This window comes from Methanobacteriaceae archaeon, assembly GCA_029219465.1.
Taxonomy (GTDB): Archaea; Methanobacteriota; Methanobacteria; order Methanobacteriales; family Methanobacteriaceae; genus Methanocatella.
Genome location: JAQXTL010000004.1, coordinates 498,693 through 517,277 on the forward strand (window position 1 = coordinate 498,693; position 18,585 = coordinate 517,277).

Genomic DNA, 18,585 nt, shown 5'->3' on the forward strand with positions numbered 1-18,585 from the left:
GAGTGTAAATTAACCCTCAACCATAATTAATTTACCAGTATCAGAGTCTCGATAAACCTTACCCATTTCTGTAAATCCTTCACCAGAAGATTTACTTAAATCAGGAGCATCTTTTAATTCATCCCCTTGGTCTATTTGTGAAACTTCCTCTATAGCATTTTTAACTCTTTGTTTTTGTTGCTCGTCCATATTTTCATTAAACACAATACTTTGCATATTCCATGAAATAACCAAGAATACCAACAATCCAACTGCAATAACCAACATTGCATCAACAAGATTTGATGTACCGGCCATTGGATCTTCTTCACCCTGATTTAGGAATTTTCCTTTTCTTCGACGAATCATACACAACACCTAATTTTTTAAATTCTCTAAAACTGCATTTACAAACAATTGCAAATTAGAAGAGTACTCTTCATACCATCTACGCCTTATTTTTGATATAACATAAGCAACAGCACCAGAACCAATACCCACAACAGTTGTATCAAATGCAACTATAATTGCATTAGCCAATGTGGTAACATCTCCACTACCTAACGCAGCAAGACCCGGCCCCATTGGAATTAAAGTACCCATTAAACCAAGAGTTGGACCAATACGAGTAACAATATCTACTTTTTCAAGAGATTTTGCCATGACAACTTCTTCTTCCTCAATTAAATTTAAAGCCCAAGCTTCACGAGATTCATCAGACAATGAGTGAGAATCTGCAATCTTTAATAGAACTTCTTTTTGAGAGTCATAAATCTTTGAACCTTTAATAATATTTTTAAGTTCTGAAACACCCTCAGCATTAACCAAAGAAAAGATTAACTCTTCTTTATAATTTCTGGTTAATCTAACACGAGTTTTATAATCAGAAATAAGACCTCCAAAAGCAAAAACTGCAAAAATTGCAAATATAAGTAAGAAAATAATTACTGGAATCTGTAAACTTTGAGAAACTACATTTAAAGTTGCAGCCAATAATTCACTACCCGGAATAACTACCATATAAATCACCACCTATTTTTTTAATAAAGAATTCTTTTTATAATACAATAAACCTAAAACAACAATAATAACCAATAACACAAATGAAAAGGCAGCAGAATCTATTGAAACTATATTAATTGGCTTCATATCACTCATATTAAGAGAAATGATATTTGGAAGCAACAATGAAATCATTAAACAATAAATTCCCAATATGAAATACATACTACCAAAATTTCTATATGTATAATTAATTTTAACGTAAGATATGCCAATAATCAATAAGTTAAACACTACTGTTGTGAATAAGCTAATTTGTAAATCATCTAATCCAAAAATTGATTCACCAAATCCTATGCAGATCATCATAGACAATATAAAACTTACATAAGACAATAAAAGAACTTTTAAAAATGTTTTTTTGTAATCTTTCTGTTTTAAAATAATATAACCAATAGTCATTAATAAAAATGCAATTAAAAACAGCAAAATGTAGTTATACTCGCCAATGAGAGAATCTAATTGAATTTTGAATATTGAAATTAAATAAACAGAAATACCAACAGATATAAACGAAACAATAGATAATTTAGCCAAATTTCTTTTAGAATCAATATTGCAATTAATAAACAAACCAATAATTACTGAAAATATCAAAATTGAAACGATAAAAGCAACTGACCACAATATGTTAAACCCCATAATATCCCCAATTTATTTTTTAGAAACTATTTTAGATACTATAACAGTTATGAAAAAACCACATAACATTACACAAATCAATAATATAACATTATTAACAGTAAATAACTCATTATTAGCAGTATTTTCACTAGAATCATTAGTTAAATTTTTATTTGTTTTATTTACTTCAATTTCAGAAGAATTATCATTTACAACAGACCCGGAAGTTGACTCCTGATAAGTTGTACCTTGAATTTCATCAGATGTAGAATAAGTAGAACCACTTCCAGATGATTTTGAACTACTTGAATAACTATAACTAGATGAATCACTCTGACTTTGAGAATAACTAGAACTAGAAGAACTAGAAGAGCTTGAACTACTTGAAGAAGGTGTTGAACTTCCTGATGAATGAACTACATCTGAAGTCACCTCTTCCACATACTCAGAACCATGTCCTGGATGAGCACATGCTGTAGATGCTACAAAAGATATAATAAAAATAATTGAAATCAACAAAGCTATTTTTTTATATTTCATATAATCACCATTTAATAAATTAAATTTAATTAAACATCAAAAAACCACATTTAATTAAATTTAACTTAAAAAATAAAAAGATAATAACTCTAAAAGAGTTATTATAATAAAAAAACTATTTTTTACTACGTTTTACATAACCTACACCAAGTAAAATTCCAATAGCTAATACACCAATTAAAGCATATAATAAACTATTTGAATCGATTGATTTTGCTGCAGGAGATTTGGATACTTCATATGCTTTTGCATTATCTTTACCATTTTGAGAATCTTCAGACTCACCTTGAGTTGGACTTTGACTAGAAACACTAGAAATTATTGCACCAGTTGTACCAACACTAGCAGAACCAGAAGGTTTAGCACCTGAATCAGGGACATTTGAATTACTGTTTGAATTAGAGTTACTGTTTGTGTTAGAAGTTGCATTAGTATTTGAATTATTAGAGTTTGAATTACTATTGGAGTTTTGATTCATTGCATTTAACAAATCTTCTTTAGTAACATTTTCAAGACTTTTCAAATAAGAAATGGAATTGAAGTTTTCTCCAGCACCTTGTTTTAACATGTTGAATTGTTCTTCAGTAATCCATTTTTCACTTACAGTAGTAACAACAGGTGTTGATTTAATATCTGAATTAGCTCTACCACTATACAAATCAATGAATCCTTTAATTGTGTTAGCACGCTGAGCTTCACTAGTTGCATATTTACTGGTGTCAATTTTACCATTTTGGAAGTTGACAATCATTGCTTTACCAATTTTAAGATTATCATCCCATACAACAAGAACTCCTTGAGATAATCCATTTTCTGTTTCATTTTTTGGTAACTTTTGTACAAAGAAATTACCTAAACCAGGTGATAAATCTAATAAATAAGTTAAACTGTCATCCTTACAATAAATGTTGGATGCAATGTATGTGTAAGACTCATTTTCACCTAATGGATAATTTTGTTGTATATAATCAGTTATGAAAAATCCAGGTTGCACACCAGGACATACATGAGCGTGGTATAAGAATGTAGCCATTTGATCAAATAATGGATGTTCATTCCATGCATTAACAATAGTTTGTATGTTAAACCAATTACTATCAGGAACAAATGATTTTTCAATAGCTCTTAATTTAGCACTATTATTTAATGTTTCAAATCCGACATTTACAACTCTATCACCATCAAGAGTTCCAACAAAGAAATCATTGGTGTCAGGGTTGTATCTTAAATAAATCATATTAACTACATCTGAATCAGGATAACGAATTGCAAATGCAAACCATAATGGTTTCCATACAGCTTGGTGAAGACTTAATAAGTTTTGACCAAATAAAGTTCCACCAAATACTTCAAATAAACCGTCACGTGCACTTACAGTATCTCTACCATTTAAGAATGCATATCCTGCATCAGTTAAAGCAAGGAAATCAACGTCATCTCTTTCAATATCAATGCCTAAATCTTCTTTGAATATTTTTTTAGCTTCATTAGCTGCATCAATACCTATTTGTTTAATTTGTTCATCAGTTAAAACTTCATGAGTGTTATTAACAGTTGCTCTTGTAGCAGAAGAGAGATTTAATGATAAGATATAGTTTAAATCTAATCCATGACCATCAATACCATATTCTGCAGGCTCACCATCATAGGTTACATTTTCTGTAGTTCCCATCAAGTAATTGTATTGTTCTTGGTTTAAACCTGTAAATTCGTATAAGAAATCAACTAAATCTTCAGGGTTAGTGTTGATTTTATTAATCCACCAGGAACAGTATTTTAATTCTTCTAAACTTCCAGCATCAGGATTTAATCCAGTTTCTTTAGTGAAAGCTGCTTTAAGTTTAGTTGAATTGAATGACATGATGATTAAATCACCAGTTTTGAGTTTAGAATTCCATTTGATAAAACCAATCATATTTTCAGTAGCACCAGTGTTGGTAGTATTCATACCAGTATAACCAGTTTTACCAATAGTGTCATCTAAAAAGAACAATGCTGCATCATCATCAGATCCACCAGGAACACCAAGTACTTTGTATGCAGTTACATCTGCAGGAGAACCTACTCCACCAGGATTAGTTTCTTGGTCTGGAGGATAGTATTTTAATAAAGCTTGAATAATACTATATCCTCCCAAAGTACCTTCACAAATATGACCGTGGAAAGCAGCTTCTTGGAGAATTTCTTTAGAAACATCCGCAGCCCAACCATTTGCTAAACTTGCAAATGCCCAGGAATTTTCTCCAACTACAGCCTTATAATATTTATTCCATTGAGATTTAGTCATATTCTCAGAAATAGTTCCTAAATATGAATATTTAGTAGATGCGTTTTGGAAAACAATAGCTTTTAATTCATTACCTTTTTTGATAATAAAAGCAAAATCGATTGGGTCTACTGCACTTTGACGTAACATTAATACATTAGTATAAGTAATTCCGCCGTAATTTACAATTGCCTCCATTGCATCTTCACTAGTTTTACCATTATATTTTGCAACACCAGCAGTTGTAATAACTAAAATATCATCCGCATTTTTAAAATCTAAGTATTTGTCTGCTTGAACAGTTACTTCATGACCCAATATATAACTTTCAGAAGCTTTCATATCAAAAGTAACATTAGCTAAAATAGATTTGCCCAATTGAGGAGTGATGATTTTATTTTGAGTTAAATACCCCGGAGCAATAACAGAAATATTAAGTTTATCCAATACATCACTTGAATTAATTACGACATTATAAGAATTAGATGAACTATCGTAATCCTTTGAAATAATGTGTTTATTATTAACAATAATTGTTGGATTTATATTCCCATTGTCGCTTTCATACTGATAATTAACATTAACATTTAAATTTGCTATTTCAGAACTTTCTTGGATATCTGAAGTTGAGTTTCCAAGAAATGAATCATCAATATTATTCGCTGAAACTCCACCTATCATTAGCAAAACAATCATGCTAAAAAATAAAAGTGAAATTAAACGTTTGTTAATAATTTTACCCCCATATTATCTTTAAATTCAATGTATTCAAAATATTAAGAACGAATGAATACACTCTAAGATTATAGTAATAAATATATAAATATAATTATTACTTAAATTAATAAAAATTATAAAAAAGTATTACTACAAACATTATTTGAAGAATATAAAAAGAATAATAAAAAAGCATTAACCCAAATATTGATTAATACACATATATTAACAAAAAATGTCATAAAAACAACTTATTTTATCAAATAACCCCTTATAATTTAATATAAAATTAAATAATTAAATATTAAGCTATTTAAAAAAAAGTAATAAATAACCGCAAATTTTATAAAAAAATATACAAAATAACAAAAGTATTACAAAATTAAAAAGTAATACTATTCTTTTTTAGACTTTAAACTACATAATTGGCCCTTATTTACTCTAAAATAAATAATAAAATAAAATTAAAAATTATTACTTTTAAAAATTGACTAAACAAAATCAAATAAAATAGAAATAATTTAAACAAATTAAAACAAGTAATACTATTTTAAAAAAAATCCTAAAAAAGTAATAAGCAAATAGTCTTATAGAGTATTACTCCAAATTTCAAGTGTTGAAAATGATAATAAGGTGATAAGATGCATTTACCCGACGGAATAATAAGTTTTGAACAGGCAATGATTTATTGGATAATTACATTAATAATTATTTTACTATTTTTTTACAAGTTTTCTAAAGATGAAAATAAAGAAAAGAGAATAATATCAATAGCATTATTTAGTGTTTTTACTATAGTTATAACTTCATTATCAATTCCATCACCATTTGGTGTGCCAATCCACTTTTTTTTAATACCTTTAATTGCAATGATATTAGGTCCATTTTCTAGTACAATAGTATCATTTATCGCGCTATTAATGCAGGTATTCACTTTAAATATGGGTGGGATTACATCATTAGGTGCGAATTTCATTGTAATAGGATTTATTTTACCAATTGTAACCTACAGTTTTTATAAACTCTTCCTAAATCTAAATAAAAAACTTGCAATTTTTGGATCAACAATAATTGGAATAATTGCTGCTACATTTGGACAAGTAGGTATTTTATTAATTTCTGGAGCTATGAACTTTGATCTTTTATTATCAACACTAGTACCATTTTACTTATTTATCTCAATTATTGAAGGATTTTGCAATGTAGTTATAATAACCTCTATTGAAAAAATAAAACCCGAATTAATTGAAATAAATGAAATTTAGGTGATAAAATGAAATATTTAAAGATTTTAATAATAGTATTAACATTATTTTTAACAATGAGTGCAGTATCATCTCATGGAGTTGACATAACCTCCGATACAATGGTAGTTGCTAATGAAACAAATGGAAAAATGACTAAGAGTATTGCAGATTCAAATAATATGAACATTAGTGTTTATAAATTTACATCAGAAGATGAAATTTTACATACACTTGAACACAGTATAAACAATACCAATAAAAGAATTTTATTTGTCGCGTATCAAGATATAGCTCATGATTTTTTAAAACAACATCCTGATTTATCCAATAGAATAATCATTGTCGATGATGTAAATGAAAATACTACTCTAGAAGGACTCAAAACCATTATCAATACAAATGAAGCTACAAATAATGAAAGTAATTTTGCGATTCCATTAGTCACCGGTATCATAATTGGTATTTTTATAGGAATAGCTTGTGGAGTCTTTATTATGAAAAAAAAAGAATTAGAATAATATTCTAATTCCACCTTCTTTTTTTAAAACTACATATATATTTATAATATCTAAAAAACAAAATATCATTTAATTGGGGATAATTTATGAAGTTCGGGAAAGGTATTGTAAAAAAATATTCAAGAGAATATAACAGGACATTGAAGAATGGTGAAAAGAAGAAATATAAAACAGAACAAATTCAGATTACCGTTCCGAAAAATGAAGACATTTATACAAACAAAGAAGAAGTTCTAATTATCCCAAGTTCTGAAATTGAAGATTTTAAAAGTAGAGAAGAAGAAAACGACTTTTTAAAAGCCGCTAATTATCTTTACGTTATGGAAGTAGAAAAATTAAATGAGGAAATAGATATGAATAAAAACTCTACTTTGAAATATGAAAGTGAGATTGAAGAGTTAAAAAGTGAAATAGCTTCTTTAAAAACTATTGAAGAAGAAAATGTTGAACAAATCAAACAGGAAAACGAAGAAATTAAAGATAAACATACCAAATTGATTATCGAAAACGAAAACCTGAAAACCAAGTTCACCAACATGAAAACTGAACATGAAAACTTAAAGAGCAAACATTCCAGAATTAAAGAAGAAAACGAACACCTCAAAAGCAAATGTTCTACTTTAAAAGATGAGCACACTTCAATTAAGGACAGCTACGATAAAGTTTCAGTTAAATACGACCAGTTAAAACAAGAAAACCTCAACACTAAAACCAGTTATGCTGAAATTTTTGAAATCAACGAAGGCTTAGAAAAAGACTATGAAGAACTTCGTTTAGAATATAATGATCTAGTTGATAAAATAAATGAATTAGAAGAAGAATTATATAAAATTAGATCAGTTAAAAGTCACGATGAATACATCGCTAATAAAGTTAAAGAATTTATTTTAAAAAGTGGAGATTAAAGAGTTTTATAATCATCTTGAAACTCTGGATTCCATCTTTTAAGACTTGGAATAACCAAGGCTGTAATACCGGTTGCTTGTGTTTCAGGCAATCTCGGATTTTTTTCCATCATTTCTAATGTTTTTCTTGTTATCATTTCAGAAAGAGTTATATCTGGCTCTGTAAATTCACCATTCTGATAACAATCTATACAATAATCTGAATTTAAACTACCATCCTTATTTGTACCATAATCTTCTTTTACAATTGGTCTACCACAAGAATTACAAAATACCATAATATACACTCCATTAAAAAAAATAGGGGTAAATTAGAAAAAATCTAATTTACTAGTCGTCTTTCACTTCAATATTTTCATCTTCATCCATAGCAAGTCTCATGTTGTCTGGATCTGGTTCGAAGTGTTCTAAGAAGTCTTGTGCAGCTCTTCTTACGTCTCTAGAACCAATGATGTATCTACCTGCGATGATGATATTTGCACCTTTTTCGATAGCTTCTTCTGCGTTGTTAGGTCTAATACCACCTGCAACAGCAACAAGACCTTTGTCACCGAGTAATGCTTTAATATCTTTAATGTTACCCCATTCAGTCATATCACTGGTGTCTTCACCGTGTTCTGCTCTGTAGGTTTCCATATCAACATTTCTGTGTAATAAAACAATATCTGGTTTTAAGTCTTCAGGAAGTTTAGCTAATTTTTCTTCGAATCCAGCAACGTTCATCATATCTAAGATGGAATAGATACCTTGTTTTTGGGTTTCGTGAATAGCTTTAGCAATGGATTCAACAGTACCGAGACCGGAAATAGCAACTGCATCAGCAGTTTCATCTGCTGCCATTTTAACTTCTACACGACCAACATCTAAAGTTTTTAAGTCAGCAATAATGAATGCGTCAGGACGTAATGCTCTGATTTTACCGATAATTCCAACACCGAATTTTTTAACGAGTGGAGTTCCAGCTTCGAGTAAGATTCTGTCGTTGTCTGGTAAATCTTTAATGATTCTTTCCATAGCAGCTTCATTATCTAAGTCAAGTGCAACTTGTAAGTATGGTGGTGACCAAAGTTTTTTGACTTTGAATCCCATAATTGGGTGAGTTCCACGGTCTTTTTCTGCTAAAACTTTTTCGATAGATGGGTAATCTGCCATAGCTCTTCTGATTGCTAATTTGGTTGCTCCGTAGTTGTATTGATAAATTTTTCTGTAATCTTTAGCAGATGGATCAATGAATACACTTACGTTAATTACGATATCTTCTACAATTTCTTTTGGAATGTATCCATCTTCTACTGCATCAGCTACTGCTCTTGCAACAGCAGTTTGTGCAGGTCCAAATACTTTATTAGCATCGTCTAAATCACCAACAGTTACTTTAGGAATAATTAAAGTAGCTGGTTTAGTCATTAAATTAGGTCTAATTACACTGGTTAAAGGAGTGTGTCCAACAGATAAGTTTGATAAACCATTAGCGAAAGCTTGACCGACAGGGCCAAATTTGTCACCAATTAATAAATCAATGTGTGCTAATTCTGGGCCATCTCCAATAAGAGCTTCTCCTATTTTATACATTGGGTCCATTAAAATATCCTCCATATAATAGTATTAGTTTATTTATAAATATAATTAATTATTTATTGGAAGTTAATCCTTCTTGAGATATCTTTAGGTAAAGGTAATCTTCTGAAAGGTTTTCCTTCACATTTTTCGTTAACTTCAGCAATTAATTCATCAACAGTCATGTCGACTTTTTCACCAGTTTCACGTACGGTTACTTGGAATTTACCGGATTCAACTTCTTTATCTCCAACGACGAAAATGTATGGGATCCATTCTTTGGATGCATTTCTGATTTTTTTACCTACACTTTCATCCCTATCATCAATATCTACACGAATGTTTGAAGCTTTGATTTTTTCATATAATTCTTCTGCAAATTCTTTGTGAGATTCACCGACAGTTAAAATTCTAGCTTGGATTGGACTTAACCAAGTAGGTAACATTGGAGATTTCTCATTTAATTCAATTGCAGTTTTTTCAAGCATTGCACATAAAACTCTTTCAATACTTCCGGTTGGAGAACAATGTAAGATAGTTGGATTATGTTGCTCGCCGTCTTCACCTAAGTAAGAAATACCGAATCTTTTACCACTTTCAACATCAATTTGAACAGTTGGGTTTTCAATTGGACGACCTAACGCATCAATGTTAGCTAAGTCGATTTTACATACCCAATAGTGGTGTCTTTCAGGTAAAACTTCAAGTAAAATAGGTTTACCGAATTTTTCAGCAATTTCATACATCCATTCTTCGTTTTCTTCAAAGAAGTCTTGGGTTGCTCTGAAAATTACTTCAAAGTCTAATTCTAAGTCTTTACCGGTTTGCATACACATGTCAGTTTGATTTGAGAATTCTTCAAGAGATGCTGGAACATCTGCACAGAAAGAGTGGAAATCAGGCATGGTGAATGCTCTTAATCTTTTAAGACCTACAACTTCTCCTTTTTTCTCGAAACGGAAACTGTAAGTGGATAATTCATAAACTTTAGCTGGTAAGTTTTTCCAGGTTAAGTATGAATCAGCCATTGTTCTGAATGCACCGAAACAGCATGCAAATCTGAGCATTAAGTTCTTTTTGGTGTCAGTTCTGTATTGTCTTTCACCAAATTTATATGCATGTTGATATATTGCTTCATTATCTAAATCGTAGAAAATTGGAGTTTCAATTGGCATTGCTCCATTATCTACTGTGAGGTTGTAAACATAATCTGCAAGTAAATCTCTTATTAATCTACCTTTTGGATACCATCTGAGGTTTCCAACATCAGAAGCAGGTTCATAATCACAAATTTCTTTTTCTCTCATTAATTTAACGTGAGGAGGTTCTCCTTCATCGGATGCGCCTTGACCTAATTCATAATCAACGAGTTGTTTGAAAGCCTTATTGTTGAATTCAAAGTCTTCAATTTGAGTGATTTTGTTACCTTCAAGGATTTGCCATTTGGAAGGTTTTCTTTCTACTTTTGCTTCATCTGCATTGTCTGCAGTGATAGTTCTTGAAAGTTCACTTAATGGGTGACCTTTACAGGAAATTTCAAATGCTTTATACCATCCGAAAGGTACTCTTTTTACATTAAAGTCTTCAGCAAGTAAAGCTTCCTCTGCATCTTTTAAGATTTGTACAGCAACTTTTGGAGAGCTTAATGAAGAAGATAAGTGAGCATAAGGATATAATACGATATTTTCAGCTTTAACTTGATCATTAGTTTTTTTAACTTCACTGACTAAATTTTTAACAATACCTTCTGGATTATTTTCATCATCTTTTTCAACAGCTGTAAATACTACTAAAGAATCATCAAAGGAACCTTCTTTTTTAGCTTCCTCAATATCTTCAGCTACAGGTGTTTTATTTTTTACATTATAATTTAAATAATCAGAATGAATTAATAAAATTCTCATTTTACCACCATATATTATGATTTAAGTTTTATTTTTAATATTATATAAAAATAGCTAATCATGAAAATTTACAAACCCCAAATCTAAAAGACAATATTAATAAAATACCCAAAACATATTACTTAACATGAGAATTATTTTAGCAGGAACCGGAAGTGCAGTTGGAAAAACAACTATATCTACTGGAATAATGAAAGCATTAAGTGAAAAATACAATGTTCAGCCATTTAAGGTTGGACCGGACTATATAGACCCGTCATACCACACATTAGCTACAGGTAATGTCTCAAGAAACCTTGATTCCTTTTTTATGAAAGAAGGGCAAGTCAGAGACTCCTATCTTAAAGGAATGAAAGGAAAAGACATAGCTATTATTGAAGGTGTTAGAGGATTATATGAGGGAATTGATTCTGTAAACGATATTGGAAGTACCGCGTCAATTGCAAAATCCCTTAATGCACCAGTAATCTTAATTATCAATTCCAGAAGTTTAGTTAAAAGTGCAGCAGCTATTGTTTTAGGTTTTAAGGCATTAGATCCTGAAATTAATATTGCTGGAGTTATTTTAAACAAAGTTAAAAATAAAGCACACTACGAAAAAACCAAAAGATCAATTGAAGAAATAACCAAAGTCGAAGTTATTGGCGGAATTGTTCGTGACAACAACATTTCAATTGAACAAAGACATTTAGGTCTTGTTCCTGCTCGTGAGAGAGAAAATTCACTTAAATTCATTGACCTATGGTCTGAAGTTATTAAAAATTCCATTGATTTGGACAGATTAGTTGAAATTGCAAAAACAGCTCCAAAAATCACTTCCGATATTACTCCAATTTGGAATAAATTAAATAAACAGCCTGTTAAAATAGGAGTTGCTTATGATGAAGTATTCAATTTCTATTATAAAGAAAATATTGAATCTCTAGAAGCAAACAATGCTAAAATAGAATATTTCTCACCATTAAACGATGAAGAATTGCCTGATGTTGACGGATTGTATATTGGTGGAGGATACCCAGAACTATTTTCCAAAGAACTTAATGCAAATCAAAATATGCTATCACAAATCAAGAACTTCCACTTAGAAGATAGACCTATCTTTGCTGAATGTGGTGGTTTAATGTATCTTATGAATTCTATTCACGAAGATAAAATGGTAAATGTATATCCATACAAGTCTATTTTAACAGATAGAGTACAGGCACTAAAATATACCATTGCAGAAGTTACTCAGGATAACATTATTTCCAAAAAAGGTGAAAAATTCCACGGACATGAATTCCACTATTCAAAAGTTCTTGTTGATAAAAACAACATTGAAAATGATTTGGCATTCAATATATTAAGAGGAAAAGGTTCCTATAATAATCAGGACGGATTTATGAAAAGAAATACACTTGCAAGTTATGTCCACACCCACGTAGCAGCAATGCCTAACTTCGGTGGAAACCTATGTATTTCATCATTGGAACTTGGAGGATAAAATGAATCTTAAAAAAATTGATTTTTTTAACCCATTGATAATAGTAGTTGCAATCCTTGTCTTTTTGGCAATGGGTTATATTGGATCATTTGACTACCGCTTTGAATACCCTCTCAAACCAAGTGTCTTTATTGTAATAATATTAGCATGTATAGTCTTTGGGACTACTTTTTTACTTACAAATCGCAAAGTCAGTGTTGAGAAAACAAAAAAAATTGATATTCTATCTGAAAAGTTATTGGTAGGATTAGTTATAGTTGCATTAATTTTACAAGCTGCAAATTTAGTTTTAATGGGAGGAATACCTCTTTTTAACAGTGTTTTAAAGTCAAATGCAACAACAAACATCTGGAGAATTGCATACCCACTATTTTTAATAATGATAAATGTGCTTCTTGCAAAATACTATGATAAAAAATATCTAATTTTAGTTGCACTTGGAGCATTAATATTTGGTCTTAACGGATATAGAACATCTGTTTTAGGAATTTTAGGAAGCTGCTTTATTACACTTTATTATTTAAATAAAATATCTAGAAAAATGGGAATTTTATTTGTTATAGTAATCACAGCAGGTATTATGGCAATCGGATATATTGCATCACAATCCATTGCAAATCAGCACTGGACATTAAATCCTGCTCAATTGGTATTCTACAGAGCAGCATTTACATTGGAAGTCTTTGAAAAAATAATTCCACTTGCAGGAACAACACACGGACATATTCTAAGTATGATTTTTAGTTCCGGAAGTCCTAGAACATTTATTGGAGAATATGTACTACACTACACAGTTTGTCTTACTTCAACATTATTCGGACCTGTAACACTTGATTTTGGACTAATAGGTCTTGCAATTCAAATGGCATTTATGGGAGTGTTCTTTGGTATAATTTACAAACTAAAAGAAGGAATAGGAGTTGGAATTTACTCCATTATTTTAACACACACATTAATTTGGATAGAAACTGGACCAACCGACATTATGGTTTGGTTTTTATATTTACTTGGATTAATATTGATAATAATTAATTATAATTATATTAAATTAAACAAAAATTAATATAATTAAGATAATTAATGAAATAAAGAATACGATAGTTCCTTTAACGATAAAATCTCTATTCTTATTAGTGTATAGAGATAAACCGTATGAAACACCTAAAGCAACAATCATCTCCAATAATCCAACTATTCCAGCGTCTAATTTTAATAGACTGCCTGCAATAAATGAAACAAGATAAGCAATAACCACAACAGCAATAATTAAACCAATCGGATTTTTAACAAATTTAAATAAAAAGGAATCTTCACTAAAAAGACCGCCTCTAGAATCATAATTATACAAAGTAGTAGGATTACCTGACAATAAATTATTTCTAGATTTTGTATTTGACCTGTTTAAAACAGAAGACAAAAATCCACCTCTATTGTCCTCTTCATCTAACCTGTATAATGTATTTTTATAAACAGCAGGATTTTGATCTCTTCTTTTCATGAAATAATCCATATCAGAAGCATCATAAGTGTATTCCGGATATTCTTCCTCAATATATTGAGATGCCCCACCATCATAAGGAGTATTATCTAAAGTAGTCTGGGAAGTATTATCCTGATATCTTTTAGCTATTTCAAGTAAGTTATCCCTGTCTACTAATTTAATTTTCTTTCTAAGAGCATAATTCTTTGCCTGTTCGGAGAAATAAGATGAAGAAACAATAGTAACTTTAGATGCCTTAATACTTTGTTGGACCTCTTCCATTTCCCTTAATACGTCAACCCCAATTTCAAAATCTTTATCATAATTTTTACATGCTACAACAACACCAAAATCCCCAAGAGTTGTAGGTAATATAGCATATATATCTATAACTTTCTGAGAAGTCTTAAAATTCTTATAAACTTTAAAACCAGAGTCCTCCATTACTTTAGCTATAAAATTAATTAATTGTGGTTTTTCCAAATTTCCACCCGCTGTGTTTTTTGCATTTAATATTATAATTTATAGAACAAATTGTTATTAAACTTTTTTATACTTTTGAATAGTATAAGATTAAAAAAAAGTTAGAGATTAAATTATAAAAAAAATATTAAAAAAGAAAAAAGCCCGTAAAAATTAATTTTACAGCAAATACAAAGTCTTATGACTTCAAGTTTATCAAAAGAATAACTTGAAGCCACATGATTTGAACCTATAAACCACCATGTCCTATTGGAAATTATCTTTTAGATAATTAACAATGTTGTATATATTCATAAAAATATGATTATAATAATTACATGCATTAAGATTAGTTCCATAGAACACTATTCTACCATAAACATCTTTAAATGAAAATACACCAGTACCCTTTTTATCAAATATATTTTTCAAATTATTAGCAGCTTTCACTAACTCCTTATGAAGATCCAATACCTTAAATAAGAGTTAACAGAGTTAGGCTGAGTTAAATAAGCCTGATCTATATCATCAAATTTAACTTTCAAATCATTTATTCTAATATCAGAGGAAATATCTGGCCAATTAATATGTTTAGACCCATCTTTAAGAGTTATCATAGGATTTGCAGGTTTAACAAATTGATCAATTACATTATGAATATCATTGAAAAATGTAGTAAGATACCTACAATTTTCAATCTCAATTGCATTTGAGCCAACTGAAAAGAATACTTCTCTTCCATTTTCTCCAATTTTAGACCTAAGAGTTGAGAACTTATTTCCAATTTGGAAATTATTAGTCAGTTTTTCCATTTCTAAATGTAATTTATCTAAAGTTAATTTGAAATTAGCAGATTCAGGTCCTTCAGCCTTATAGATTTTCTCCAAATCATCTAATAAATTTTGAATTGGATTCAAGATTCTATTTAATTTAGTTGCCTTTGGCACCTCAAAATACATCTGTGGTTTAACAGGCTGCTCAACAACTTTAGGCTGTTCTACAACCTTAGGCTGACTATCAACAACTTTAGGTTGATTATTAACAACTTCAGATTTTTTTACAATATTAGGATTTTCTCTTTCCTCATCTAATATAGTTCTTATCTTAGTAGATGTTTGTGGATTTTCAGTAGGGTTTTTTTCACCGAGATCTTCATAAGGATCAGCCTCCTTAATGCGAACATCACGTTTAATATATTCTTCCTTAGGAGCTTTAACATCACCTTTATTTTGTTTGAATAATTTTTTACCGATTGTTTTACCTAATCCGTACATCATTAAGTGTCCAATTGCAGTGTTTACTGAACCCCAGACTAAGTTACCAACATGCACATCATGGTTACATACAGCTTTGTATGAGTTAATCCAAGCACTAGTAGCACTAGCAGCACCAACACTTACAGCTCCTGAAATCACAGCAGAAACACCTTCTAAAGGAGCAAAGAAAATACCTGCAATCATAGTAGCAACAGACGCCCAGTTAGCAACATAGGACAAAACACAATTCTTCATCTGACTAATACCTTTATCCAAGAAATAAGTACCATTAAAAACAGTACCATTATCTGATAAATAATATTAGATCTTCCGAGTTTTGAGTCGTAGATTGCACTTCCTTCTTTATTGTAACCGTGATTATTGTTAAAAATACAGTCTAATAAATTAGTACTACCTTCATTGTAGATTACACCACCATATTTAGCACTATTGTCGCCAAAAGTACAGTTAACAAAATCACACATACCAGCATTATCAATTACACCTGCATAATCACGACTAACAGCATAATCAATATGATTACCAGTGAAAACACTATTATAAGCCTTAAAAACACCTTTATTAACAACAGGAGTCTTAAAACCACTAACACTAACATTATCCAATATTACAGTAGAAATCTTGGAAGATTCGATCAAATGAATATCCTTATCAGTTTTAAAAGTACATCCATTACCGTTTAAAACTAAAAGACCATATTTCACAACAAAACGATCATCTTTACCCAAGTTAAAATTATTTCCATTAACTGTTACATTAGCAACGTCAACCTCACCATTATTGTTATTAACTAACTTAATAGCATTTAATAAGTCATTTTTATTGTTAACAGTGATATTTTTTACAATAGGATTATTGTCTTTTCTTATTACAGATATTCCTCCATCGTCACAACATGAAGAAAACCCACTTTTACCAACAGACTTAGTTAATCCAGTATTAATGTTGTAAACATCATTTTCCTTCCAGCTGGTAAATGCATGGGTTGTTGCTGATACTGCTTTTTTACCCCAATTCCAAATCATACCAATTAATGGAATTTCTTCAACAAAAGTCCTAGTATCAGAAGGTTTCCAACAAAACAAAGCTTTATTTCCATTAAAAGAACAATCTAATAAATTGACATTTCCTGCGTTATTGTAGATTGCTCCACCTTTATTTGCAAGATTATCGTTGAAATTACAGTTTACAAAATCACATGATCCGAAATTACGTACTGCTCCACCGTTATCGTCTTCTGCAAAGAAATAACGAATCTCATTACCAACAAAATCAGTATTATTCGCAAAGAGATGACCATGATTAATTACAGCACTATTAAAACCCTTAACAGTCACATTATCAAGAGTCAATACACCAGAAGATGTGACATAAAACGTGATAATTTGCATTTTTATCACCATTACATTTTACAGTTGTACCATTACCAACTAAATGGACATTCATTCCACCTTTAATTTTACAAAAATGAACATCAACGAATTTATCTGCTTCATTCTTTTTAGCATTAGTGAAAAGACTTACACCCCAGTCTTTAAGTCCATTAATAAAACCACCAATGTCTAAAGGAATCCAAATCATTAGCATAATTTACAATTCTTTTCCATAACCCGCCGTAATCCTCAGAACTCAAAGTATACTCAGTATTAGCAGTTAAATTAATAACAACGTCAGCATAATTATATTTAGACGCTGCAGTCAACTGAACTAAAACTTTACCTAATTCTTCACTGTTTCCAATATTAATTACCTTAGTAAAATTGGAATTGTTGTTTTTTGTGTTTAAAACGCGTACAAGACCAGTATCACTACACTCAAATAAAGGTACCTGATTAACATGGTCTAAAAATACATACGCACTAGCACCATTACCCATATATAAATCTTCACCAGTACCAGTATTTCCCCCCCATTTACAGTCAAGGAATTTGTTTACTGATCCATCTTCTCCACAAACTGCACCACCATAACTACATTTATTGTTTTTAAAAGTACAGTTAGCACAGGTTAAATCAGCGAAATTATCTATTGCTCCTCCTTCACGCATCAAACCAGGTGAATTAACAGTATCAAAACGCTGATTATCAACAAAAGTAACATTATAAGCTACAACTTCACCATAAGAACGAATAGCAGGCTTACAACCAGTAAAAGTAAGATTACACAAAGACAACCTCACATTTTTACCAACATTAAAAAAAGTCGCACCATTACCCATAACAACCACATCACCATGATCAACATAGAATAAAACGTCATCATCTGTGTTAAAATTATAATTCTTTTTAGTTAAATTAAGAACATGATTTCCATATTTAATCTGGGCACTATGCGCATCACCCATAACTTTCTTAAAATCATTATATGAAGAAACATTAACAAAATTAGTATATGAATCAACATCCTTAGAAACAGGTACTGCGCCAATATGATCATTAATACCTGCATCAGTAGCATTAAAATCACTAACATCACTAGCAAAAACAACATTCGCACTTAAAAAAACAGCACAAACAACTAACAATGCCAAAAACTTACTAAAATTCAAAAAAAATTAAACCTCC

At 30.2% G+C, this 18,585-nt stretch carries 19 protein-coding genes; 5 read left to right on the plus strand and 14 right to left on the minus strand.

The window, feature by feature from the left end; all coding sequences use genetic code 11:
- Window positions 1–9: 9 nt before the first annotated feature.
- The 5 genes from PUD86_04225 to PUD86_04245 all read right to left on the minus strand — a co-directional run bounded on the left by PUD86_04225 (window position 10) and on the right by PUD86_04245 (window position 5,152).
- Window positions 10–348, minus strand: a complete 339-nt coding sequence (locus tag PUD86_04225; GenBank protein MDD6776478.1) for a DUF2149 domain-containing protein — start codon at window positions 346–348, stop codon at window positions 10–12.
- A 9-nt stretch (window positions 349–357) separates the two neighbouring features.
- Window positions 358–999, minus strand: coding sequence for a MotA/TolQ/ExbB proton channel family protein (locus PUD86_04230; protein ID MDD6776479.1), 642 nt, complete (start codon window positions 997–999; stop codon window positions 358–360).
- A 12-nt stretch (window positions 1,000–1,011) separates the two neighbouring features.
- The gene (locus PUD86_04235) at window positions 1,012–1,683 is read right to left on the minus strand and encodes a DUF2162 family putative transporter (GenBank protein MDD6776480.1); all 672 of its coding nucleotides are present in this window, start codon (window positions 1,681–1,683) and stop codon (window positions 1,012–1,014) included.
- Window positions 1,684–1,695: 12 nt separating this feature from the next.
- The gene (locus PUD86_04240) at window positions 1,696–2,205 is read right to left on the minus strand and encodes a hypothetical protein (GenBank protein MDD6776481.1); all 510 of its coding nucleotides are present in this window, start codon (window positions 2,203–2,205) and stop codon (window positions 1,696–1,698) included.
- Between the two features lie 115 nt (window positions 2,206–2,320).
- Window positions 2,321–5,152 (minus strand): FmdE family protein, encoded by a 2,832-nt coding sequence (locus tag PUD86_04245; protein ID MDD6776482.1) that lies wholly within the window; start codon window positions 5,150–5,152, stop codon window positions 2,321–2,323.
- A gap of 677 nt (window positions 5,153–5,829) precedes the next feature.
- Here PUD86_04245 and PUD86_04250 point away from each other — a divergent pair.
- The 3 genes from PUD86_04250 to PUD86_04260 all read left to right on the plus strand — a co-directional run bounded on the left by PUD86_04250 (window position 5,830) and on the right by PUD86_04260 (window position 7,858).
- Entirely contained in the window at window positions 5,830–6,453 is a 624-nt protein-coding gene (locus tag PUD86_04250; protein MDD6776483.1) for an energy-coupling factor ABC transporter permease, read from the plus strand.
- A gap of 8 nt (window positions 6,454–6,461) precedes the next feature.
- The gene (locus PUD86_04255) at window positions 6,462–6,953 is read left to right on the plus strand and encodes a hypothetical protein (protein MDD6776484.1); all 492 of its coding nucleotides are present in this window, start codon (window positions 6,462–6,464) and stop codon (window positions 6,951–6,953) included.
- An 86-nt stretch (window positions 6,954–7,039) separates the two neighbouring features.
- Window positions 7,040–7,858, plus strand: coding sequence for a phosphoserine phosphatase (locus tag PUD86_04260; GenBank protein ID MDD6776485.1), 819 nt, complete (start codon window positions 7,040–7,042; stop codon window positions 7,856–7,858).
- Here PUD86_04260 and PUD86_04265 read toward each other — a convergent pair.
- The 3 genes from PUD86_04265 to PUD86_04275 all read right to left on the minus strand — a co-directional run bounded on the left by PUD86_04265 (window position 7,855) and on the right by PUD86_04275 (window position 11,319).
- On the minus strand, window positions 7,855–8,136 hold the full coding sequence (locus PUD86_04265; GenBank protein MDD6776486.1) for a zinc ribbon domain-containing protein: 282 nt from the start codon (window positions 8,134–8,136) through the stop codon (window positions 7,855–7,857). The genes PUD86_04260 and PUD86_04265 overlap by 4 nt on opposite strands.
- A gap of 52 nt (window positions 8,137–8,188) precedes the next feature.
- On the minus strand, window positions 8,189–9,430 hold the full coding sequence (locus tag PUD86_04270; protein MDD6776487.1) for a bifunctional 5,6,7,8-tetrahydromethanopterin hydro-lyase/3-hexulose-6-phosphate synthase: 1,242 nt from the start codon (window positions 9,428–9,430) through the stop codon (window positions 8,189–8,191).
- A 62-nt stretch (window positions 9,431–9,492) separates the two neighbouring features.
- Window positions 9,493–11,319 carry a threonine--tRNA ligase gene (locus PUD86_04275; GenBank protein ID MDD6776488.1) on the minus strand — a complete coding sequence of 609 codons (1,827 nt, stop codon included), beginning with the start codon at window positions 11,317–11,319 and terminating at the stop codon, window positions 9,493–9,495.
- Window positions 11,320–11,446: 127 nt separating this feature from the next.
- Here PUD86_04275 and cfbB point away from each other — a divergent pair, with 127 nt between their 5' ends.
- Window positions 11,447–12,802: a Ni-sirohydrochlorin a,c-diamide synthase gene (gene cfbB / locus PUD86_04280; GenBank protein MDD6776489.1), complete on the plus strand. Its 1,356-nt coding sequence runs from the start codon at window positions 11,447–11,449 to the stop codon at window positions 12,800–12,802.
- Between the two features lies 1 nt (window position 12,803).
- On the plus strand, window positions 12,804–13,865 hold the full coding sequence (locus PUD86_04285) for an oligosaccharide repeat unit polymerase family protein (protein MDD6776490.1): 1,062 nt from the start codon (window positions 12,804–12,806) through the stop codon (window positions 13,863–13,865).
- On the opposite strand, the gene PUD86_04290 is transcribed toward PUD86_04285, so the two are convergent.
- From PUD86_04290 to PUD86_04315, 6 genes are all read right to left on the minus strand, one after another.
- Window positions 13,851–14,765 carry a restriction endonuclease gene (locus tag PUD86_04290; GenBank protein MDD6776491.1) on the minus strand — a complete coding sequence of 305 codons (915 nt, stop codon included), beginning with the start codon at window positions 14,763–14,765 and terminating at the stop codon, window positions 13,851–13,853. The genes PUD86_04285 and PUD86_04290 overlap by 15 nt on opposite strands.
- A 246-nt stretch (window positions 14,766–15,011) precedes the next feature.
- Window positions 15,012–15,176: a hypothetical protein gene (locus PUD86_04295; protein ID MDD6776492.1), complete on the minus strand. Its 165-nt coding sequence runs from the start codon at window positions 15,174–15,176 to the stop codon at window positions 15,012–15,014.
- A 17-nt stretch (window positions 15,177–15,193) separates the two neighbouring features.
- Window positions 15,194–16,255, minus strand: coding sequence for a hypothetical protein (locus PUD86_04300; protein ID MDD6776493.1), 1,062 nt, complete (start codon window positions 16,253–16,255; stop codon window positions 15,194–15,196).
- Window positions 16,252–17,412, minus strand: a complete 1,161-nt coding sequence (locus PUD86_04305; GenBank protein ID MDD6776494.1) for a hypothetical protein — start codon at window positions 17,410–17,412, stop codon at window positions 16,252–16,254. The genes PUD86_04300 and PUD86_04305 overlap by 4 nt, the downstream gene beginning before the upstream one ends.
- Window positions 17,363–17,602 (minus strand): hypothetical protein, encoded by a 240-nt coding sequence (locus PUD86_04310; GenBank protein ID MDD6776495.1) that lies wholly within the window; start codon window positions 17,600–17,602, stop codon window positions 17,363–17,365. The genes PUD86_04305 and PUD86_04310 overlap by 50 nt, the downstream gene beginning before the upstream one ends.
- Entirely contained in the window at window positions 17,565–18,569 is a 1,005-nt protein-coding gene (locus PUD86_04315; protein MDD6776496.1) for a hypothetical protein, read from the minus strand. The genes PUD86_04310 and PUD86_04315 overlap by 38 nt, the downstream gene beginning before the upstream one ends.
- Between the last annotated feature and the right edge of the window lie 16 nt (window positions 18,570–18,585).